General features: G+C 75.1%; 13 protein-coding genes. 3 read left to right on the top strand and 10 right to left on the bottom strand.

Annotated features, from left to right (window positions below; all coding sequences use genetic code 11):
* Positions 1-39: 39 nt before the first annotated feature.
* The 8 genes from NK718_RS11820 to NK718_RS11785 all read right to left on the bottom strand — a co-directional run bounded on the left by NK718_RS11820 (position 40) and on the right by NK718_RS11785 (position 10976).
* Positions 40-1998: a glycosyltransferase gene (locus NK718_RS11820; RefSeq protein WP_254742252.1), complete on the bottom strand. Its 1959-nt coding sequence runs from the start codon at positions 1996-1998 to the stop codon at positions 40-42.
* A complete protein-coding gene (locus tag NK718_RS11815; protein ID WP_254742249.1) occupies positions 1995-3146 on the bottom strand; it encodes a glycosyltransferase family 4 protein in 1152 nt (383 codons plus the stop codon). Before NK718_RS11815 ends, NK718_RS11820 begins: the two co-directional genes overlap by 4 nt.
* The gene (locus tag NK718_RS11810) at positions 3143-4459 is read right to left on the bottom strand and encodes a glycosyltransferase family 4 protein (protein WP_254742246.1); all 1317 of its coding nucleotides are present in this window, start codon (positions 4457-4459) and stop codon (positions 3143-3145) included. The genes NK718_RS11815 and NK718_RS11810 overlap by 4 nt, the downstream gene beginning before the upstream one ends.
* Entirely contained in the window at positions 4456-5739 is a 1284-nt protein-coding gene (locus tag NK718_RS11805; RefSeq protein WP_254742243.1) for a glycosyltransferase family protein, read from the bottom strand. Before NK718_RS11805 ends, NK718_RS11810 begins: the two co-directional genes overlap by 4 nt.
* Before the next feature lie 216 nt (positions 5740-5955).
* Positions 5956-6744: an FkbM family methyltransferase gene (locus NK718_RS11800; protein WP_254742240.1), complete on the bottom strand. Its 789-nt coding sequence runs from the start codon at positions 6742-6744 to the stop codon at positions 5956-5958.
* Between the two features lie 76 nt (positions 6745-6820).
* Entirely contained in the window at positions 6821-7654 is an 834-nt protein-coding gene (locus NK718_RS11795) for a DUF937 domain-containing protein (protein WP_254742237.1), read from the bottom strand.
* 56 nt (positions 7655-7710) lie between these two features.
* Positions 7711-9099, bottom strand: a complete 1389-nt coding sequence (locus tag NK718_RS11790) for an MATE family efflux transporter (protein ID WP_254742233.1) — start codon at positions 9097-9099, stop codon at positions 7711-7713.
* On the bottom strand, positions 9096-10976 hold the full coding sequence (locus NK718_RS11785) for a monovalent cation:proton antiporter-2 (CPA2) family protein (protein WP_254742230.1): 1881 nt from the start codon (positions 10974-10976) through the stop codon (positions 9096-9098). The genes NK718_RS11790 and NK718_RS11785 overlap by 4 nt, the downstream gene beginning before the upstream one ends.
* Positions 10977-11132: 156 nt before the next feature.
* On the opposite strand from NK718_RS11785, the gene NK718_RS11780 reads away from it, so the two are divergent.
* Positions 11133-12029 (top strand): patatin-like phospholipase family protein, encoded by an 897-nt coding sequence (locus tag NK718_RS11780; RefSeq protein ID WP_254742227.1) that lies wholly within the window; start codon positions 11133-11135, stop codon positions 12027-12029.
* Here NK718_RS11780 and NK718_RS11775 read toward each other — a convergent pair.
* Entirely contained in the window at positions 12001-12429 is a 429-nt protein-coding gene (locus NK718_RS11775; protein WP_371877274.1) for a nucleoside deaminase, read from the bottom strand. The two genes, NK718_RS11780 and NK718_RS11775, sit on opposite strands and share 29 nt — an antisense overlap.
* Positions 12430-12483: 54 nt before the next feature.
* Between NK718_RS11775 and NK718_RS11770 the strand changes: the two genes are divergently transcribed.
* Together NK718_RS11770 and rsmD are read left to right on the top strand one after the other, a co-directional pair.
* Entirely contained in the window at positions 12484-14997 is a 2514-nt protein-coding gene (locus NK718_RS11770) for a pseudouridine synthase (protein WP_254742221.1), read from the top strand.
* Between the two features lie 9 nt (positions 14998-15006).
* A complete protein-coding gene (rsmD, locus tag NK718_RS11765; RefSeq protein WP_254742218.1) occupies positions 15007-15567 on the top strand; it encodes a 16S rRNA (guanine(966)-N(2))-methyltransferase RsmD in 561 nt (186 codons plus the stop codon).
* Between the two features lie 63 nt (positions 15568-15630).
* On the opposite strand, the gene mutL is transcribed toward rsmD, so the two are convergent.
* On the bottom strand, positions 15631-17454 hold the full coding sequence (gene mutL / locus NK718_RS11760; RefSeq protein WP_254742215.1) for a DNA mismatch repair endonuclease MutL: 1824 nt from the start codon (positions 17452-17454) through the stop codon (positions 15631-15633).
* Positions 17455-17456 lie beyond the last annotated feature (2 nt).

The raw sequence follows: 17456 nt of genomic DNA, 5'->3' as shown, positions 1-17456 counted from the left end.
TTTTACTGGCGGTTGTGAAACCGCCCTGGTCACTCTTCGTTAACGCTGTTTCGTGGCGCAAGGGGCGCCTCTTGGGTCGCCGTCTTGCGCGAAGAGCGCGCCGGGGTCGGCGAACGCCACGGCCGGGCTGCGCGCCAGCCGCGCCAGCACGGCTTCGAGGAAGCGCCACGTCCAGGCGTCGTGCGCGAGATGATGCGTCAGCAGGCCGAACGGCTCGTCGCCGCCCGTCCCGGCGGCGATTCTCTCGGCATGCGCCGCCAGCTCGTCGACCAGCTCGGCGGGCTCGCGCAGCCCGCCGCCCTGCTTCCAGGCGATCGGGTCCCAGTGCGTATTGACCTGCACGAGGCCGGGCGCGGCGAGGCGCGCCTTGCGCGGCTTGAAGGTCGACAGGCCGGTAAAGCCCAGCCCGGCGAGGCGCGGCGTCAGCGCCGCGTCGATGCGGTTCCACGGCGGCGCAAGCGCCGGCGTCAGCGCCGGGCCGAACAGGTCCGCGAGCCGCGCCAGCCCCGCCGCGAGGCGGCCGGGCAGCTCCGGATCGGCGGCCGTCAGCTCGCGCTTCTTTTCGCCCTCCCCGGCCAGGTTGGCGTGCGCCCAGCCATGCGGCATCACCCGCACGCGCGGTTCGGCGGCGAGCCGCGCCGCCAGCGCCGGCGTCGCCCGCGCCGGGATGACGGCGAGCGCCAGCGCAACGCCGTGGGCGCGCGCCAGAGCCAGCAGCCGGTCGAGCTCCGGCGTCGGCTCCACCGCGTCGTCGTCGCGCCACCACACCGTCCAGCGCCGCCCGGAGGCCGCCAGCGAAGCCAGCGCGGCGTCGAGCCGCGCCCACGCCGCCGCCTCGCGCCGCCGCGCGGCCGCCTCCTGTTCGATCAGCGCCACCGAGCGCGCCAGCCCGCCGACGTCGATGTCGCTGCCGCGCGGCGGCTCGCCCGCCAGCCGCGCCCGCACCGCGCCGGCCAGCGAGACCGCGTCGAGATCCGCCTCGCGCACCACGCTCACCAGCCCGGCCTTTTCGAAGCACGCGGCGCGCAGCGCCTGCTCCTGCTCCTTGCCGGCCTCGAACGGCGCGACGACGGCGCGCGCGCCGGCCTGCATCAGCTCGACCATGGTGTTGTAGCCGGCCTGGCTCACCGAGACCGCGCAGCGCGCCAGCACGGCGCGGAAATCCGGCCGGGCGCGCTCCACCGTCACGTGCGCCGGGGCGCGCGCCGCCAGCGCGTCGAAGGCCGCCTGGTGCACGCCGTGGCCCACCAGCACGCGCCAGCGCCTCTCCGGGCCCAGCAGGGCCGCCGCGCCGAGCGCCGCGTCGTAGAGCGGCAGGCTGGCGGCGCTGCCGCCGCCCGACACCACGATCTCTCCCGCGCCGGGCCCGTCGTCTCGCCGCGGCATGTCGGCCTCGGCGACGTAGCCGGTATAGGCGAGCCGGCGGGCCAGCTCCGGCGCGACCGGCCAGGAGGCGGAGAGCGGCGCGAGCCGCGCGTCGCCATGCACCAGCACGCGGTCATAGGCCGCGCCGAGGCGCGCCAGCGCCTCGTCGGCGCGCGACGGCTTGGAAGGCGGGTTGAGGATGTCGCGCACGGAGGCGAGCACCGCCGGCCGGTCCGGCCGGGCGCGCGCCGCCGCCAGCAGAGCCTCGAACTCGTCGGCGAGCTGCCGCCGGCCGAACGGAAACAGCTCGGTCACCAGCACGTCCGGCCGCGCCGTCGCGAAGGCGGCGAGCAGCGCGTCGACGCGGCGGGCGCGATAGGCCGCGTCCGCCACCGCGCCGTCGGCGTCGAGCAGGGTCGCGAAGTCCGTCCCGACGCAGTGGACGGGCGGCAGCTGCACGATTTCGACGCCGGGGGCGCGCAGCGTCGGCGACGGCCGGCCGCCGCTCGCCAGCGTGACGCGATGGCCGGCGGCGGCGAGCGCGCGCCCGAGCGCCGCCATGCGCGACAAATGCCCGACGCCCAAAAGGTGCGTCACGGCGATGAACACAGAGAGCGGCGGCAACGCGCTCATGCCGGGCCCGCCGCGCGGGCGCGGGGCGAAGCGGCCTCCAGCGTCGTCGAGAGAAGGCCGCGCAGGCGTTCCGCCGCGCCGGCCAGCGAGCGCCGCCCCTGCACGAAGGCGGGGCCGTGGCGCGACAGCAGTGCGAGCCGCGCCGGCTCGGCGACGAGTCCGGCCAGCGTGTCGCGGAAGGCGGCGACGTCGCCCGGCGGCGTCAGCACCCCGGTGCGCCCGTCCGCCACCACGCCCGGCACGCCGCCGCACGCGCCCGCCAGCGCCGGACAGCCCTGCAAGGCGGCCTCCAGGAACACCATGCCGTAGGCCTCGTTGACGGCCGGCCAGACCAGGAGGTCGGCGGCGGCGTAGAGGGCGGCGAGCGCATCGCGGTCGGACACCAGGCCGTGTAGCCGCGCGCGCGCGCCGAAGGGCGCGAACAGCGCCTCGACCTCGCCCCGCGCCGGTCCGTCGCCGACGATGTCGAGCGTCCAGCCCACCGCCTCGGGCAGTCCGGCCAGCGCTTGCGCCAGCGCGGCGTAGGAGGCGAGCTTGTCGCCCTGCCGCATCATGGCGACGGCGATGAGCCGCGCCGGCCCGGCGGGATCGCGCGGGCGGCGCGGCGCGATCGGCCACGCCTCGGTGTCGAGGAAGGGCGGGAATTCGGCCAGCGCCTGCCGCGCGGGGCGGGCGCGCTCCAGCATCTCGCGGTCGCCCTCGTTGAGCACGAGCACGAGGTCGGCTGCGTCCAGCGCAGCCTCGGCGAGCGCGTGGAAGCGCGCCCACGGCCCGTTCGCGCGCTTGGGCGCGCGCGAGCCCTCGGCCACGACGTAGGGCACGCCGAGCCCGCGCGCCAGCGCCGGCCCGATGACGTCCGGCGCCTTGTAGTGGACGTGATAGGTGAACACGAGGTCCGGCCGTTGGGGGCGCGGCAGCCCGGCATAACGGCTCAGCAGCGCCTCGGCCTCGGTCCGCGCCTCCCGCTCCAGCGCGGCCTCGAGCCCGGCGTCGCCGTGGCGGTCGAGCATGCGCAGCCGCGACGCCAGCGAGGGTTCGCAGCCGGCGCGATGCAGCGCGCGCAGCAGCAGGCGCGCCATCTCCCGGTCGCCGGAAGGTTCGGGATGGTCCGGCGGCTTCAGCGGCGCGAGGAACGCGACGCGCGTCATTCGGCGGCAACGCGCGGAGCGTCCGCCGGGGCGGGCAGGTCCGCCGTGTCGGGCAGGTCGGCCACGGCGCGCAGCCGGGACAGAACGGCGGCGATCCCGGCCTCGAAGGAGAAGTCGTCGCGCACCCGGCGCGACGCGGCCTCGCCCAGCGCACGGCGCAGGCCGGGCCCGGCGACGAGCCGCGCGAGCGCGGCGGCCAGCGCCTCCGGCGAGCCGGGCGGCGTCAGCAGCCCTTCCCGCCCGTCGCGGACGAACTCGGGCACGCCGGCGAAATCGGTGGAGAGAATGGCGAGGCCCTGCGTGGCCGCCTCCATGATGACGTTGGGCAGGCCGTCGCGGTCGCCCTTGTCGCCCTCCTTGCACGGCAGCACGAAGATATCGGCCTCGCGCATCGCGGCGATCACCGCGTCCTGCGCCTGGCCGCCGCGCCAGACCACGCGGTCGGCGAGGCCGAGCGCCGCCGCGCGCGCCTTCAGCGCGTCGCGCAGCTCGCCGGAGCCGATATGCTCGAAGCGCCAGTGCAGCCCCGGCGGCAGCATGGAAAGCGCGGCGAGCAGGTCGTCGAAGCCCTTCTTCGCCACGGCCCGCCCGACGGAGAGGATGCGCACCGGATCGGCGGGGTCGCTCCCGTCGCGCGCCGGCCGCTCCGGCGGCGGCGGAAAACGCGACAGGTCGAGCCCGTGATAGACGAGCGCGACGCGCTCTTCGTCACCCCGCGGCGCGAGGCGGCGCAATTCGGCGAGGCCGGCCTGCGTGCAGGTGACGCCCCAGGCGGCGTCGGCGATCTTCTCGCGTTTTTCCCAGTCCGGGGTCGTCCAGATGTCCTTGGCGTGCGCGGAGAAGCTGAAGCGGCGGCCCGTCAGCAGCGCCGCGTAGCGTACGACCGAGCACGGTGTGTGCAGGTAGTGGACGTGCAGGTGGCGCAGCGCGGGGTCCAGCTCGGCGGCGAGCACGAAGGCCTGGCCCAGCCGACGGCCGCGATTGGGCGTCGGGTCGCGCGCGAAATCCCGCAGCGCCACGCGCAGCAGCCGCCCGAAGCCCGGCATGGCGAGCGCGCGCCACGCGCCGCGCAGCACGCGCCACGGCTCCCGGTAGAGGTATTCCGGCAGATAGCGCACCGGCGCGGCGATGGCCCGGTTCATCGGGTGGATCGCTTTGTCGGTGGGGTGGCGCAGGGCCCAGATCTCGAGCGGAACGCCGTGGCGCTCCAGGGCGAGGATTTCCTGCGCGATGAACGTCTCGGAGAGGCGCGGATAGCCCTTGACCACCACCGCCACCGCCGGGCGCGCCGGGGCGCGGACCGAGGCTGTCATTCCGCCGCCACGTGGACGCGGCCGCCGTCGTTCTGGCGGGCGGCTTCCAGCCACGGCTTGGTGATGGCCTGGATGCGCGTCAGCCCGTCGAGCAGGCCAGGGATGATGGCCTGCGACGGGCGCTTCTGGCCCTGCAGCGCGTGGATGGCGCGGGCCATACTGAGCGGATCGTGGCCGTCCTCGGGCTCGTCGAGGCCGTCGAGCTCCTGCACGAGGCCGAGCCGCGCCGCGCATCCCGCCCGGATCGCCTGTTCGAGGCGCGGCCGCTTGCGCGGCACGATCAGCGCCGGCTTGTCGAGCGACAGGATCTCGCAGAACGTGTTGTAGCCGCCCATCGCCACGATGGCGCTGGCGCGCTTCATCAGGTGCTCGATCTTGGAGTCGAAGTTGATGGCGTCGACATTGTCGAGCCGGGCGATCCGCTCCATGTAGCCGCGCCGCTTGGCGCGCGGCGTGAACGGCCCGAACACGACGAGCGCCGGCAGCGGGATGGTGCGGTCGTTCTCGTAGGCGGAGAGCACCCATTCGAGCAGGTCGTCGCCGTCGCCGCCTCCGCCCGTCGTGACCAGCACAAAGGGGCCGCGGGTGAGCTTGGGGTAGCGCGTCAGATTGGGCTCGTCGGGCAGCTCGCGGCGCAGATAGCCGGTGTAGACCATGCGCCGCCGCACCTCCTCCGGCAGGTCGATCGCCGCCAGCGGCTGGTACAGCTCCTCGAGGCCGTAGATCCAGATGTCGTCGTAGTAGCGCACCATGGCGTCGACGGCGCCCTTGCGCTCCCACTCCGGCACCAGCAGCGCGGGCTCGTCCATGACGTCGCGGATGCCGAGCACGAGGCGCGCGCCGCGAGCTTTGGCGGCCTCCAGCGTGGGTACGATCTCGCCCCGGAAGCCCGTCGGCTCCTTGTCGACGATGATGACGTCCGGCTGCAGCATCGCGGCGGTGCTGCGGATGATCGCCTCGCGCATGGCGACGGCTTCGTCGAGGTCGAGATTGAGGTTCAGCGAGTTGTAGTCGCCGTTGGGAAGCTTCACCACGCCCGGCACGCGCACGAAGTCGACGCCGTTGCCGAAATCGAAGCTGCCGATCACCGGCGAGCCGGAAATGATGACGACGGACGTGTCCGGCTCGGCCTGCACCAGCGCGTTGGCGATCGCGCGGGATCGGCGCAGATGGCCGAGTCCGAACGTATCGTGGCTGTAGATCAGGACACGGGGCGACCTGCGCCCCTTCGCCGGCACGGCCCGGCCGCTCGGGGCGGAGCCCAGTCTATACAACCCCATCACGCACGGACTCCCATGCCCGCGACCTCACGCGGCGGTCGGAAGTGAGAGTGCCTCGCCCGACCGAACGCCGTGCGTAACGCAGCCCCGTCCCGCCCCCAGGCTGTGGACTTGAGATCGGATGATAGCCGCTCGCCGCACATTTCGCATCCTCAATTTGCAGCCTTCAATTGTAAAGCTCAGGGTTATTGCGGACATCGCCGCGCGGCCCCGGCGTTACTCGCGGGCGGCGGGATGGCGGCGGAAGACTACGGTGTCGCCGGCGTGCGAGACCCTTTCGGCGAGGGACTCCGGGGCCTCGGCCGCGCCGCCCAGCGGGACCGGCGCGTAGCCCGCCAGCGCCGCGAACACCGCCCGGGTCCGCTCGCGGATCGCCTCGGGCGGGAGCCCGGCCTCGGCCAGGTTTCCAGGGTGGAAGGCCACCAGCAGCGCGCCAGCGCTCGGCGGCAAGGCGGGGGCGAGCGCCGGCAGAAGGTCGTATTCGCCGCCCTCGATGTCGATTTTCACCAGCAGCGTGCGATGCGGCGGCAGCAGGGCGACAAGCTCGGCGGGGGCGATCGCCTCGACCTCCCAGGCATTGTCGCGGCCGGCGTGCAGCACGCTGCTCATGCTGTCGCCGCGCTTGCGGGGCGCGCCGAGCCGCACGGCGCCGGGCGCGGCGGCGGCGGCGCGCGGGACGACCGCGACGCGCTCGGCCAGATCGGGGTTGGCGGCGAGGTTGCCGGCCAGCAGCGCCTGGGCGCGCGGGTCCGCCTCCACGGCGACGACGCGCGCCCCCAGCGCCGCCGAGAACAGCGCCGTCGGCCCCACCCACGCGCCGATGTCGAGCACGGCGTCGCCCGGGCCGACCAGCGCCTCCAGAGCCTCCAGCGTCTCGGGCTCCCACAGCCCGGCCTCGGCCTTCGCCCAGAAGGTCGGCTTGTCGTCGGCGACGGTGAAGGCGCGCCCGCGCAGCCTGACCAGGCGGGGCGCGTCCTCGTCTTGAAGCTGCGGCGATGACGACACGTGGCGGTCTCCGGGCCGGGCGCGACGCCGGCGGGCGACGACTTCGCATGCCCGGGCAGCGGGATGCAACCCTGGCTCAGGGTTTGCCGGAGGACTCCATCATCCGGTTGAACAGGCCCTGCATGGCCTTCACCTGCTCCTCCTGCGCCGCGCGGCCGGTCTCGACCATGCGCGACAGCGCCTCGTAGCCGAGGTCCGACGAGGTGGGCGGCGGCGGCGGGGGCTCGGGCTCCGGCTCGGCCGCCGCCTCGGGCTGCGGCGCGCCGAACATCCGGCCCATCATGGCGGCGAAGGCGGCGGGATCGAATGGGGCTGCCGCAGGCTCCGGCCTGGGCTCGGGCCTGGGCTCGGCGGGCGCCATCGCCGCCTGCATCATGCGCGTCATCATCTCCTGATAGGCGGCGAGGCCGCCGGCCAGCCCCGCCTGCGGCGCGCCGGCCCCGAAGCCCGCCATCATCGGCGCGAACATCGCCGCGAAGCCGCCCTCCGCCATGGAGCGCGCGAGCCCGGCCGCCAGCATTCCCGCCATCGCCGGCATCAACTGCTGCATCGTCTGCGGCGCGAGGCCGGAAGCCGCCGCCGCCTGCGCGGCGATGGCGCGGGCGAGCTCGCCGGAGCCGAAGAACGCCGCCATGGCGTCGATCCCGGGCGTCGCCTCCTTGCGCTCGGGCGACAGGGCCTGCGCCGCGGTCGCCAGCAGCGCCTGCTGCTGCGCCTGCGCCAGCGTCGCCATCAGCCGCATGGCGGCGGCGGGATCCTGCAGCGCCCGCTGCAGGGCGATGGCGAAGGCCGGCAGCAAAGCGTCGACGGCGCTCTCGGCCTGCGGCGGCGACAGGCCGAACTGGCGCGCCATCGCCTGCACCGCGTCGCCGCCCTGGGCCCGCTGCATCAGCTCGAACAGGTTGACCATGGCATCCTCCGCGCCCCCGTGCGCCCCGCCACCTTAGGCGAGCCGGCCGCCGCGCGTCACGCGCCGCGTCGCAGCGCCGTCTCGTGCTCTTCCGCCCGCCGCCGCAGCCGGGCGACGAGGCCGTAGGCGGTGAATATCGCCGCGACGCCGAACAGCGCCCCGCCGGCGGCCTCGCCCAGCATCGCGCCCTTCGCCCCGCCGAACCACGCGCCGGCCAGCGCGAAGGGGATGGTGCCCAGCGTCGCCTTGCCCCAGTTGAAGCCCGTCGCCAGCAGCGGCGCGCCGAGATTGTTGAACGCCGCGTTGGCGACGTAGAGCGAGCCATGCGCGATCCACGCGCCCGCCACCACGAGGCAGTAGAAGCGCACCAGCTCGGCCGTCTCGCCGCTCGCCGCGAAGGCGAGCACGATGAAGTCGCGCGCCAGCGCCAGCACGAGCCACGCCGTCAGCACGCAGGCCAGGGTGAAGATGAGCCCGCTCGTCAGCGTCTGGCGCACGCGGTCCATCAGCCGCGCGCCGAGGTTCTGGCCGAGGATCGGCCCGATCGCGCCCGACAGCGCGAAAACCGCGCCGAACGCCACCGGGGCGAGGCGCGCGGTGATCGCCGCCGCCGCCACCGCCTGGTCGCCGAAGCGCGACATCACCGCCATCATGAAGCCGAAGGCGACCGGCGTCGCGACGTTGGTGAGGATGGCCGGCACCGCGACGTGGCCGATGGGCCCCGCGTCGGCCAGCGCCTCGCGCGCCGTCGGGCGCGCCAGCATGTGGTGGACGCGCGTCGCGCCGCGCCAGCCGACGACGCAGAACACGACGCGCGATATCACGATCGCCCATGCCGCGCCGTCCGGGCCGAGCCCGACGCCGAAGATCAGCAGCGGGTCGATGACGGCGGTCGAGAGCGCGCCGGCCAGCGTCACCAGCATGCCGCGGCGGGCGTCGCCCACCGCGCGCAGCACTCCGCCGAGCGACATGCCGAGCGCCATCAGTGCGTTGGAGGGCATGCAGATCATCAGGAAGCGGTGGGCGACGTCGTGCGCCTCGCCCCGCGCGCCGAGCGCGGTCAGGAGCGGGCCGAGCCCCGCCATCAGCGCCGCGCCCACCGCCGCGCCGAGCAGGGTGGCGAGCAGGCAGCCCGAGGCGGCGAGCCGGCGCGCCTTCTCCGGCTCCGACGCGCCGAGCGCCCGCGACACCGTCGCCGACACGGCGATCATCATGCCGATATTGGTGGAGGTGGAGAAGAACAGGGCGGTGGTGGCGTAGCCGACGCCCGCCGTCACGTTCACGTCGCCGAGCCAGGAGATGTAGAGCAGCGACAGCAGGTCGACGACGAAGATGGCGACGAGCCCGACCATTCCAGTCGCCGCCATCACCACGACGTGGCGCATCGGCGAGCCGGTGGTGAAGACGGCGCGCGGGCGCGCCGGCGGCGGCGAGGGCCGGTTCATTCGGCCGCCTTGCCTGCCGCCGCCCTGCCCGCCGCCGCCCTGCCCGCCTGCTCGGCCACCACGTCGCGCGTCTCGGGGGAGAGCGGCTGCGGGGCGGAGCGGGGCGGCGTCAGCGGCTCGGGCGTCAGGCGCGGGCCGATCTTGACGCTCTGCGGCAGCACCGCGCCGCTCGCCTGCTGGTCGGCGAGCCGCTGGCGGTCGCGCTCGCGCACTTCCTCCAGCACCTCGTCGGCCCGCTCGGGGGCGACGCCGAGCCCGACCAGAGCCTCGCGGCCGAATTCGAGCGCGGAGAGCACGGTCTCGCGCAGCTGGTAGTCGACGCCGGCGTTGAGCAGGTCGACCGCGTGGATGCGGTCATAGGCGCGCGCGTGGATGCGGGCGAGCGGGAACGAGCCGCGCACCAGCTCGGCGATGGACAAAGCCGCCGCGCGGTCGTCGACGCAGATCGCCACGACGCGCGCCGTGCCGGCCCCGGCGGCGCGCAGCACGTCGAGTCGCGTGCCGTCGCCGTAATAGATCTTGAAGCCGAAGCGCGCCGCCGCCTGGATGCGCGTCACGTCGCGGTCGATGACGATGACGTCGACTCCCTCCGCCAGCAGCATCTGCGTGCAGAGCTGGCCGAAGCGGCCGAAGCCGATCACCAGCACGCAGCCAGAGGCGTCGGCGAAGCTGTCGGGGTCGAACTCCGGCGGCGGACGCCGCTCCTCGGCGCGGCGGATCGCCATTTCGATGCCGCGCGCCGCCAGCGGGCCGAGAGCCATGGTCATCGCCGCCAGCGCCAGCGCCGTCGCCTCGTGGGCGGCGGCGAGGATGCCGAGCCCGGCCGCAAGCGGCAGCAGCACGAAGGAGAACTCGCCGGCGGGGGCGAGCAGCGCGGCGCTGCGCAGCGCGTCGGCGGGGCGCGAGCCGAGCCACCGCTCCAGCCCGTAGGCGAGCGCGATCTTGCCGGCGATCAGCGCCGCCGCCGCGGCGAGCAGGAAGACCGCCTGCGAGGCGATCAGCCGCCCATCCATGCCCATGCCGACGCTCATGAAGAACAGGCCGAGCAGAAGGCCCCGGAACGGCTCGATGTCGGCTTCGAGCTGGTGCCGGAAGTTCGATTCGGAGAGCAGCAGCCCGGCCAGGAACGCGCCGAGCGCCATCGACATCCCGACCCACTGCATCGCCACCGCCGCGCCGAGCACGACCAGCAGCGCCGCCGCCGTCATCACCTCGCGCGCGCCGAACAAAGCGAGCAGCCGGAACATCGGGTTCAGCAGATAGCGCCCGGCCAGCACGATGGCCGCCAGCGCGCCCACCGCCAGCCCGGTCGCCGCCAGCGCGTCGCGCCAGTCGCCCTCCGGCGCGCCGCCGGCGGGGGCCAGCAGCGGCACGAGCGCCAGGATCGGCACGATGGCCATGTCCTGGAACAGCAGCACGGCGAAGGTGCGCTGGCCGTGCGTGGTCTGCAGCGTGCCGCGCTCGTCTAGGATCTGCAGCGCGATGGCGGTCGCCGACATGGCGAAGGCGACGCCGATGACCGCCGCGCCGCGTCCCGAGACGCCGAGCCCCCACGCCGCCAGGCCCACCGCGAGCGCCGTCGCCGCGAATTGCAGCGCCCCGAGGCCGAAGATGTCGCGCCGCATCGCCAGCAAACGGCTCGGCTTCAGCTCGAGCCCGATCACGAACAGCAGCAGCACGACGCCGAGCTCCGCCACGGCGCGCACGCTGCCGGCGTCGGTGACCAGCCGGAAGCCGGAGGGGCCGATGGCGACCCCGGCCGCCAGATAGCCCACCACCGCGCCGAGGCCGGCGCGGTTGAACAGCGGCACGGCGATCACCGCCGCGGCGCAGAAGACGAGAATGGGAAGCAGAAATCCGTCGGCGTGCTCTGTCATGGTGTCCGGCGCGGATCGGGGGAAATCGGGCGCGCCAGTCTAGAGGGTGTGGGAGGCCGAGGACAGCCCCGGCCCCGAAGCCCTGCAAGCGGCACCGGCCGGACGTTCCGCCGCCCCCGCGTTGGCCGGCGGGCGGGGCGGGGCTATGGTGGAGGCATGCCGCACCGTCTCCACAGGGCCGAACCGCCGGACCACGCCGTCGCGCTCGCGCTGGGCGGCGGCGGGGCGCGCGGGCTGGCGCATCTCGTCGTGCTGGAGACGCTGGACGAGCTGGGCGTGCGGCCGACCCGCATCATCGGCACCTCCATGGGGGCCATCGTCGGCGCGGCCTACGCCAGCGGCGTGTCGGGCAAGGATTTGCGCAAATACGCGCTGGAGCGGCTGCGCGACCGCGGCCGGGTGATGGCCCTGCTGCTGCAGGCGCGCGTCGGCAAGCTCACCGACCTGTTCCAGCGCGGCTTCGGCAACCCGGTGCTGGTCGACGCCGAGAAGTTCCTCGACCTGTTCTGGCCGGAGGCCGTGCCCGACCTGTTCGAGGAGTTGTCCATCCGCTTCTCCTGCGTCGCGACGGACTATTACGCGCGCTGCGACGCGCTGTTCGACAGCGGGCCGCTGGTGACCGGCGTCGCCGCCTCGATGGCCGTGCCGGGGCTGGTGCGGCCGGTGGTCGCCAACGGCCGCGTCTATATCGACGGCGGCGCGACCAACCCGCTGCCCTTCGACCATCTGGACGGCGGCAACGAGGTGATCGTCGCCGTCGACGTGGCGGGCGGCACGGTCGAGACGCCGAAATTCCCGCCCGAGCCGATGGAGACGCTGTTCGGCGCGTCGCTCATCATGCAAGGCGCCATCGTCGCCGAGAAGCTGAAGGCGCGCGCCCCGGACGTGCTGGTGCGCCCCGCCGTCGACGGCTTCCGGGGGCTCGACTTCTTCAAGGCCAAGGCGATTTTGCAGGCGGCCGAGCCGGTGCGCGAGGCGCTGAAGCGGCAGCTCGACGCCGCCATCGGAGCGGCCGAGCGCGGCCTTACCGACGCGCGGCGAAGAAGCTCCTGAGCAGCGCCGCCGACGCCGTCTCGCCGATGCCGGAATAGACCTCCGGCGCGTGATGGCAGGTGGGCGAGGCGTAGAGCCGCACGCCGTGCTCCACCGCGCCGCCCTTGACGTCCCCCGCTCCGAAATAGAGCCGCCGGATGCGCGCGAAGGAGATCGCGGCGGCGCACATCGGGCAGGGCTCCAGCGTCACGTAGAGATCGCAGCCGATCAGCCGCTCGGAGCCGACGCGCGCCGCCGCCTCGCGCAGCGCCAGCATCTCGGCGTGGGCGGTGGGGTCGCGCAGCTCCAGCGTGCGGTTGCCGGCGGCGGCCAGCACCTCGCCGTCCGCCACGACCACCGCGCCCACCGGCACCTCGCCGCGCCCCGCCGCCGCGCGCGCCTGCTCCAGCGCCAGCGCCATCGGCCCGGCGGCGGTGTCGCGTGTGTCGGAGGGCGGCTTTGTCATGGATTCATCGTGGTCCTGCTCGCAACGCGGCCCGCACTCTGCTATCAGCCGGACATGAGCGACAAGACGAAAAAAGGCGGCGGCGGCTCCAAGGGCCGGCCTCCCGCATCGCGCGGCGCGCGACCGACCTCGGGCGGCCCCGGCGCGCGAGGCGACAAGCCGTTCCGGCGCGGCCCGGACGAGCGCGCCCCGCGCGGCGACAGGCCGCGCGAAGCCCGCGCGCCACGCGATGACAGGCCGCGCCAGGACCGGCCACGTGAGGACCGGCCCCGTGATGCGGGACCGCCGCGCGAGAGGCCAAACCGCGACAACCGGCCGGCCGGCGAAGGCCGCGCGCCGCGCGAGGGCTTCCGCCCCGGCGGCCCCCGTGGTGACCGCCCGGCGGGCGGACGCGGAGGCTTCGGCGGACGCGCCGAGCGCGAGGGCGGCGAGCGCCCGTTCCGCGCGCGTTCCGCCGAGGGAGACGCCCGGCGCGCCCGGCCCGACGACCGTCCGGCCCAGGGCGGCGAGCGCCCGTTCCGTGCGCGTCGTGACGACCGCCCCGCGCAGGGCGACGCCCCACGCGGCCGACGCGACGACCGTCCCGCCCAGGGTGGCGAACGCCCGTTCCGCGCCCGCCGCGACGACCGCCCCGCGCAGGGCGGCGAACGTCCCTTCCGCGCACGCCGCGACGACCGTCCCGCGCAGGGCGGCGAACGTCCCTTCCGCGCACGACGCGCCGACCGTCCCGCGCAGGGCGGCGAACGCCCGTTCCGCGCCCGTCGCGACGAGCGCCCGGCTCGTGGCGAGGCGTCGCCGGTCCGCGCCCGCCGCGAGGACGCGGCGCGCGGCTCGCGCGTCAACGCGCCCAAGCCGCGCGGCGAGGTCGCCGAGCGCATCGCCAAGGTGATGGCGCGCGCCGGCCTGTGCTCGCGCCGCGACGCCGAGGCCTGGATCGAGGCGGGACGCGTCACCGTCAACGGGCAGGCCATCTCCAGCCCGGCGCTCGACGTGACGCCGAGCGACGCCATCACCGTCGACGGCCAGAAGCTGCCCTCGCGCGAGCGCACGCGGCTCTTCCTGTTCCACAAGCCGCGCGGGCTGGTGACGACGGCGCGCGACCCCGAGGGCCGGACCACCGTGTTCGAGCGCCTGCCGCGCGGCCTGCCGCGCGTCGTCGCCGTCGGCCGGCTCGACATCAACACCGAGGGCCTGCTGCTGCTGACCAACGATGGCGGGCTGTCGCGCGTGCTGGAGCTGCCGGAAACCGGCTGGCTGCGGCGCTACCGCGTGCGCGCCTTCGGCGGCATCTCCCAGGACCGGCTCGACGCGCTGGCCGCGGGCGTGACCATCGACGGCATGCACTACGGCCCGGTCGACGCCGCGCTGGAGCGCGAGAAGGGCGACAATGTCTGGCTCACCATCGGCCTGCGCGAGGGCAAGAACCGCGAGGTGAAGCGCATCCTCGAACACCTCGGGCTGCAGGTGAACCGGCTGATCCGCGTCTCCTACGGCCCCTTCCAGCTCGGCAACCTGCCGGAAGGCGAGGTCGAGGAGGTGCGCACGCGCGTGCTCGCCGACCAGCTCGGCGACGAGCTGGCCGAGCAGGCGCAGGTGGACTTCGAGGCGCCGGTCTTCGTCTATGACGAGGACGAGGAGGACCGCCCCGCCGTCCGCACTCGCCCGCCCGCCCCGCGCCAAGCCGCGCCCCGCCAAGCCGCGCCCCGCGAGGAGCGTCGCGAGAGCCGTCACGAGGACCGCGGCCGGGATCGCGGAGACGAGCGGCGCGAGCGCCCGGCGCGCGCCCCGCGCGAGGGCTTCCGCGAGCGGCCCGAGCGCGGCCGCGACGCCGGCCGCGAGCACGCCGAGGAGCGGCCGCGTCCGCCGCGCCGGCACCCGACCGAACCGCTGCGCAGCGTGTGGCGCGCCGAGGACACCGAGGCGATGGCGCCCAAGGGCAAGATTCCCCGCCGCGGCGCCGACCCGAAGCTGGCCCGCGCCGAGGGGGCCGACAAGCCGCGCAAGCGCGGGCCCGACGTCACCGACCGAAGGGGCCGCGCCGTGCAGGTGGAGCGCGTGCCGCGCGACCCGGCCTCGGAGATCCGCGAGCCGGCGCGCCGTCCCGCCCGGCCGCGCGCCGATGCGCCGGCCGAGACAACCGCCGCGCCCCGCCGCAATCTGTGGACCGAAGACGCCGCCCCGCGCGCCCGCGCCGAGCGGCCCGACGATCGCCCGTCCAGGCCGCGCGGCGAGCGACCCGGCGGTGAGCGCCCAGGAAGCGAGCGCCCAAGAGGCGAGCGCCCCAGGGGCGAGCGGCCGGCCGGCGGCCGCTCCTTCGGAGATCGCCCCGGCGGCTTCAAGCCGCGTGGCGACCGCCCCGGCGGTGAGCGACAAGGCGGCGACAGGCCGGGCGGTGACCGTCCGTCGCGCAACGGCAAGCCGGGCAGCCGGCCGCAGGGGGCCGGCGGCAAGCCGCGCGGGCCCGGCGGGCCGCGTCCCGGCGGCGGCGGCGGCGCGCGTCCGCGCCCGCCCCGGGCGCGCTGAGGACGGCCGATGCGGATCGTCGGGGGGCGATTCAAGGGCCGGGCGCTGACCGGCCCGACAAGCCAGGCCGTGCGTCCGACCTCCGACCGGCTGCGCGAGACGATCTTCAACGTCCTCGCCCATGCCTACGGGGACCCGGCCCGCGACGCCCGCGTGCTCGACCTCTTCGCCGGCACGGGCGCGCTGGGCCTGGAGGCGCTGTCGCGCGGGGCGGCCTTCGCCCAGTTCGTCGACGACTCCGCCGAGGGCCGGGCGCTGCTGCGCGCCAACATCGACGCGCTCGGCGTCGCCGGCATCACCAAGGTGTTTCGCCGCGACGCCACGAGGCTCGGCCCGGTCCATCCCAGCCAGCCCTTCTCGCTGGTCTTTTGCGACCCGCCCTACGGCAAGGACCTCGCCCCGGCGGCGCTCGCCTCGGCGCGCGAGGGCGGGTGGCTGGCGCCCGGCGCGCTGGTGGTGGTGGAGGAGGCGGCGGACGCGGAGCTGACGCTGCCCGACGGCTTCCGCGAGATCGAGAGCCGCGCGCAGGGCGACACCAGGGTCGTCTTCGCGGAGTTCGACCGGAACTGAGCCGAAGTTTCGCTTTTCGGGCTTGGCCGCATCCGAAGTTTCGATCGAGGCGCAATGAAGGCGCTATTTTCGACCGAAAAGCCGCTCGATGTCCGCGAGTTTCAATTCAACATAGGTCGGTCGGCCGTGATTGCACTGGCCGGAGAACGGCGTCGCCTCCATCTCGCGCAGCAGGGCGTTCATCTCCTCCGGCTTGAGCCGCCGCCCCGCCCGCACGCTATGGTGGCAGGCGAAAGTCGCCAGCACATGGTCCAGCCGGTCTTCCAGCGACAGCGCCCCGCCCCACTCGGCGAAGCTCTCCGCCAGGTCGCGCACCAGCCCGGCGACGTCTCCGCCCGCCAGCGCCGCCGGCACCTCGGAGACCGCCACCGCCCCCGGCCCGAACGGCTCGACGACGAGCCCCAGCCCGGCCAGCAGCCCGGCCCTGTCGACCAGCCGGTCGGCCTCGACGGGGTCGAGGTCCACCACCACCGGGATCAGCAGGATCTGCCGCGCCACCCCCGAAGCCGCCCGCTCGCGTTTCAGCCGCTCGTAGACGAGCCGCTCGTGCGCGGCGTGCTGGTCGACGATGACGATGCCGTCGCGCGTCTGGGAAACGATATAGGTTTCATGGAGTTGCGCCCGCGCGGCCCCGAGCGGGGCGGCGACGGAGTCGGGTTCCGGCGCGGCGTCGGCCCGGGCGTCGGCGGAGGGGGCGGCCAGCGCCGCGAAGGCCGATTGGGCGATCTCGGCCAGTCCCGGGCCGGGCGGCGAGTCCGGCGCGTTCGGCGAGGCGCGCCAGTCCCACGCCAGCGGCCGCGCCGCCTGGAAGGCCGGGAAGGAGCGCCCCGAACCGCCCGGCCGCAGCGCGTCCAGCGTGCGCGCCGACACCGTGTTGGAGGCGCGATGCCCGGCCTCGGCCAGCGCCTGCTTGAGCGCGCCGACCACCAGCCCCCGCACCAGTCCGGGCTCGCGGAAGCGGACCTCGCTCTTGCCCGGATGCACGTTGACGTCGACCGCCCGCCCCGGGCAGGAAACGAACAGCGCCACCGCAGGGTGTCGCCCATGCGGCACGACGTCGGCATAGGCCGCCTTCACCGCGCCGATCAGCAGCTTGTCGCGCACCGGCCGGCCGTTGACGAAGAGATGCACCGACCCCGCGGTCGCCTGGTGGAAGGTCGGCAGGCCGGCGAAGCCCGCGATGCCGACCTCCTCGCGCTCGGCGTCGATGGCGATGCAATTGGCCACGAAGTCGCGCCCGAGCACCTGGCCGAGCCGGGCCGCGAGGCGCGGGCCGCCCTCGCCGGGCGGCGTCGGGTAGTCGAGCGACGGCGCGCCTTCGCCTGCGAGCGCGAAGCGCACCTGCGGGTGCGCCATGGCCAGACGCTTCACCACATCCGCCACGGCCTGCGCCTCGGCGCGGTCCGAACGCAGGAATTTCAGCCGCGCCGGGGTGGCGAAGAACAGGTCGGCCACCTCGACGCGGGTGCCCCGGTCGAGCGCGCAGGGCTTCACGGGATGCTTCAGCCCAGCGTCGACGAGGATGGCGGAGCCGTGCGGAGCGCCCTCGCCGCGCGTGGCAATGGAGAGCCGGGCCACCGCGCCGATCGAGGGCAGCGCCTCGCCGCGAAAGCCGAGCGTGGCGATGTTGAACAGGTCGCCGTCGGGCAGCTTGGACGTGGCGTGGCGCTCCACCGCGAGGCCGAGGTCGTCCGGGCTCATCCCGGCGCCGTCGTCGACGACCCGGATCAGCCGCCGCCCGCCGCCCTCGAGCACGATCTCGATGCGCTGCGCGCCCGCGTCCAGGGCGTTCTCGACAAGCTCCTTGACGGCGGAGGCCGGCCGCTCGACGACCTCGCCGGCGGCGATGCGGTCCACCAGGACAGGGTCGAGCCTGCGAACCGCCATTC

This window comes from Alsobacter ponti (assembly GCF_024294805.1).
In the GTDB taxonomy this organism is placed as follows: Bacteria; Pseudomonadota; Alphaproteobacteria; order Rhizobiales; family Beijerinckiaceae; genus Alsobacter; species Alsobacter ponti.
This window is presented reverse-complemented; position numbering and strand designations above follow the sequence as displayed.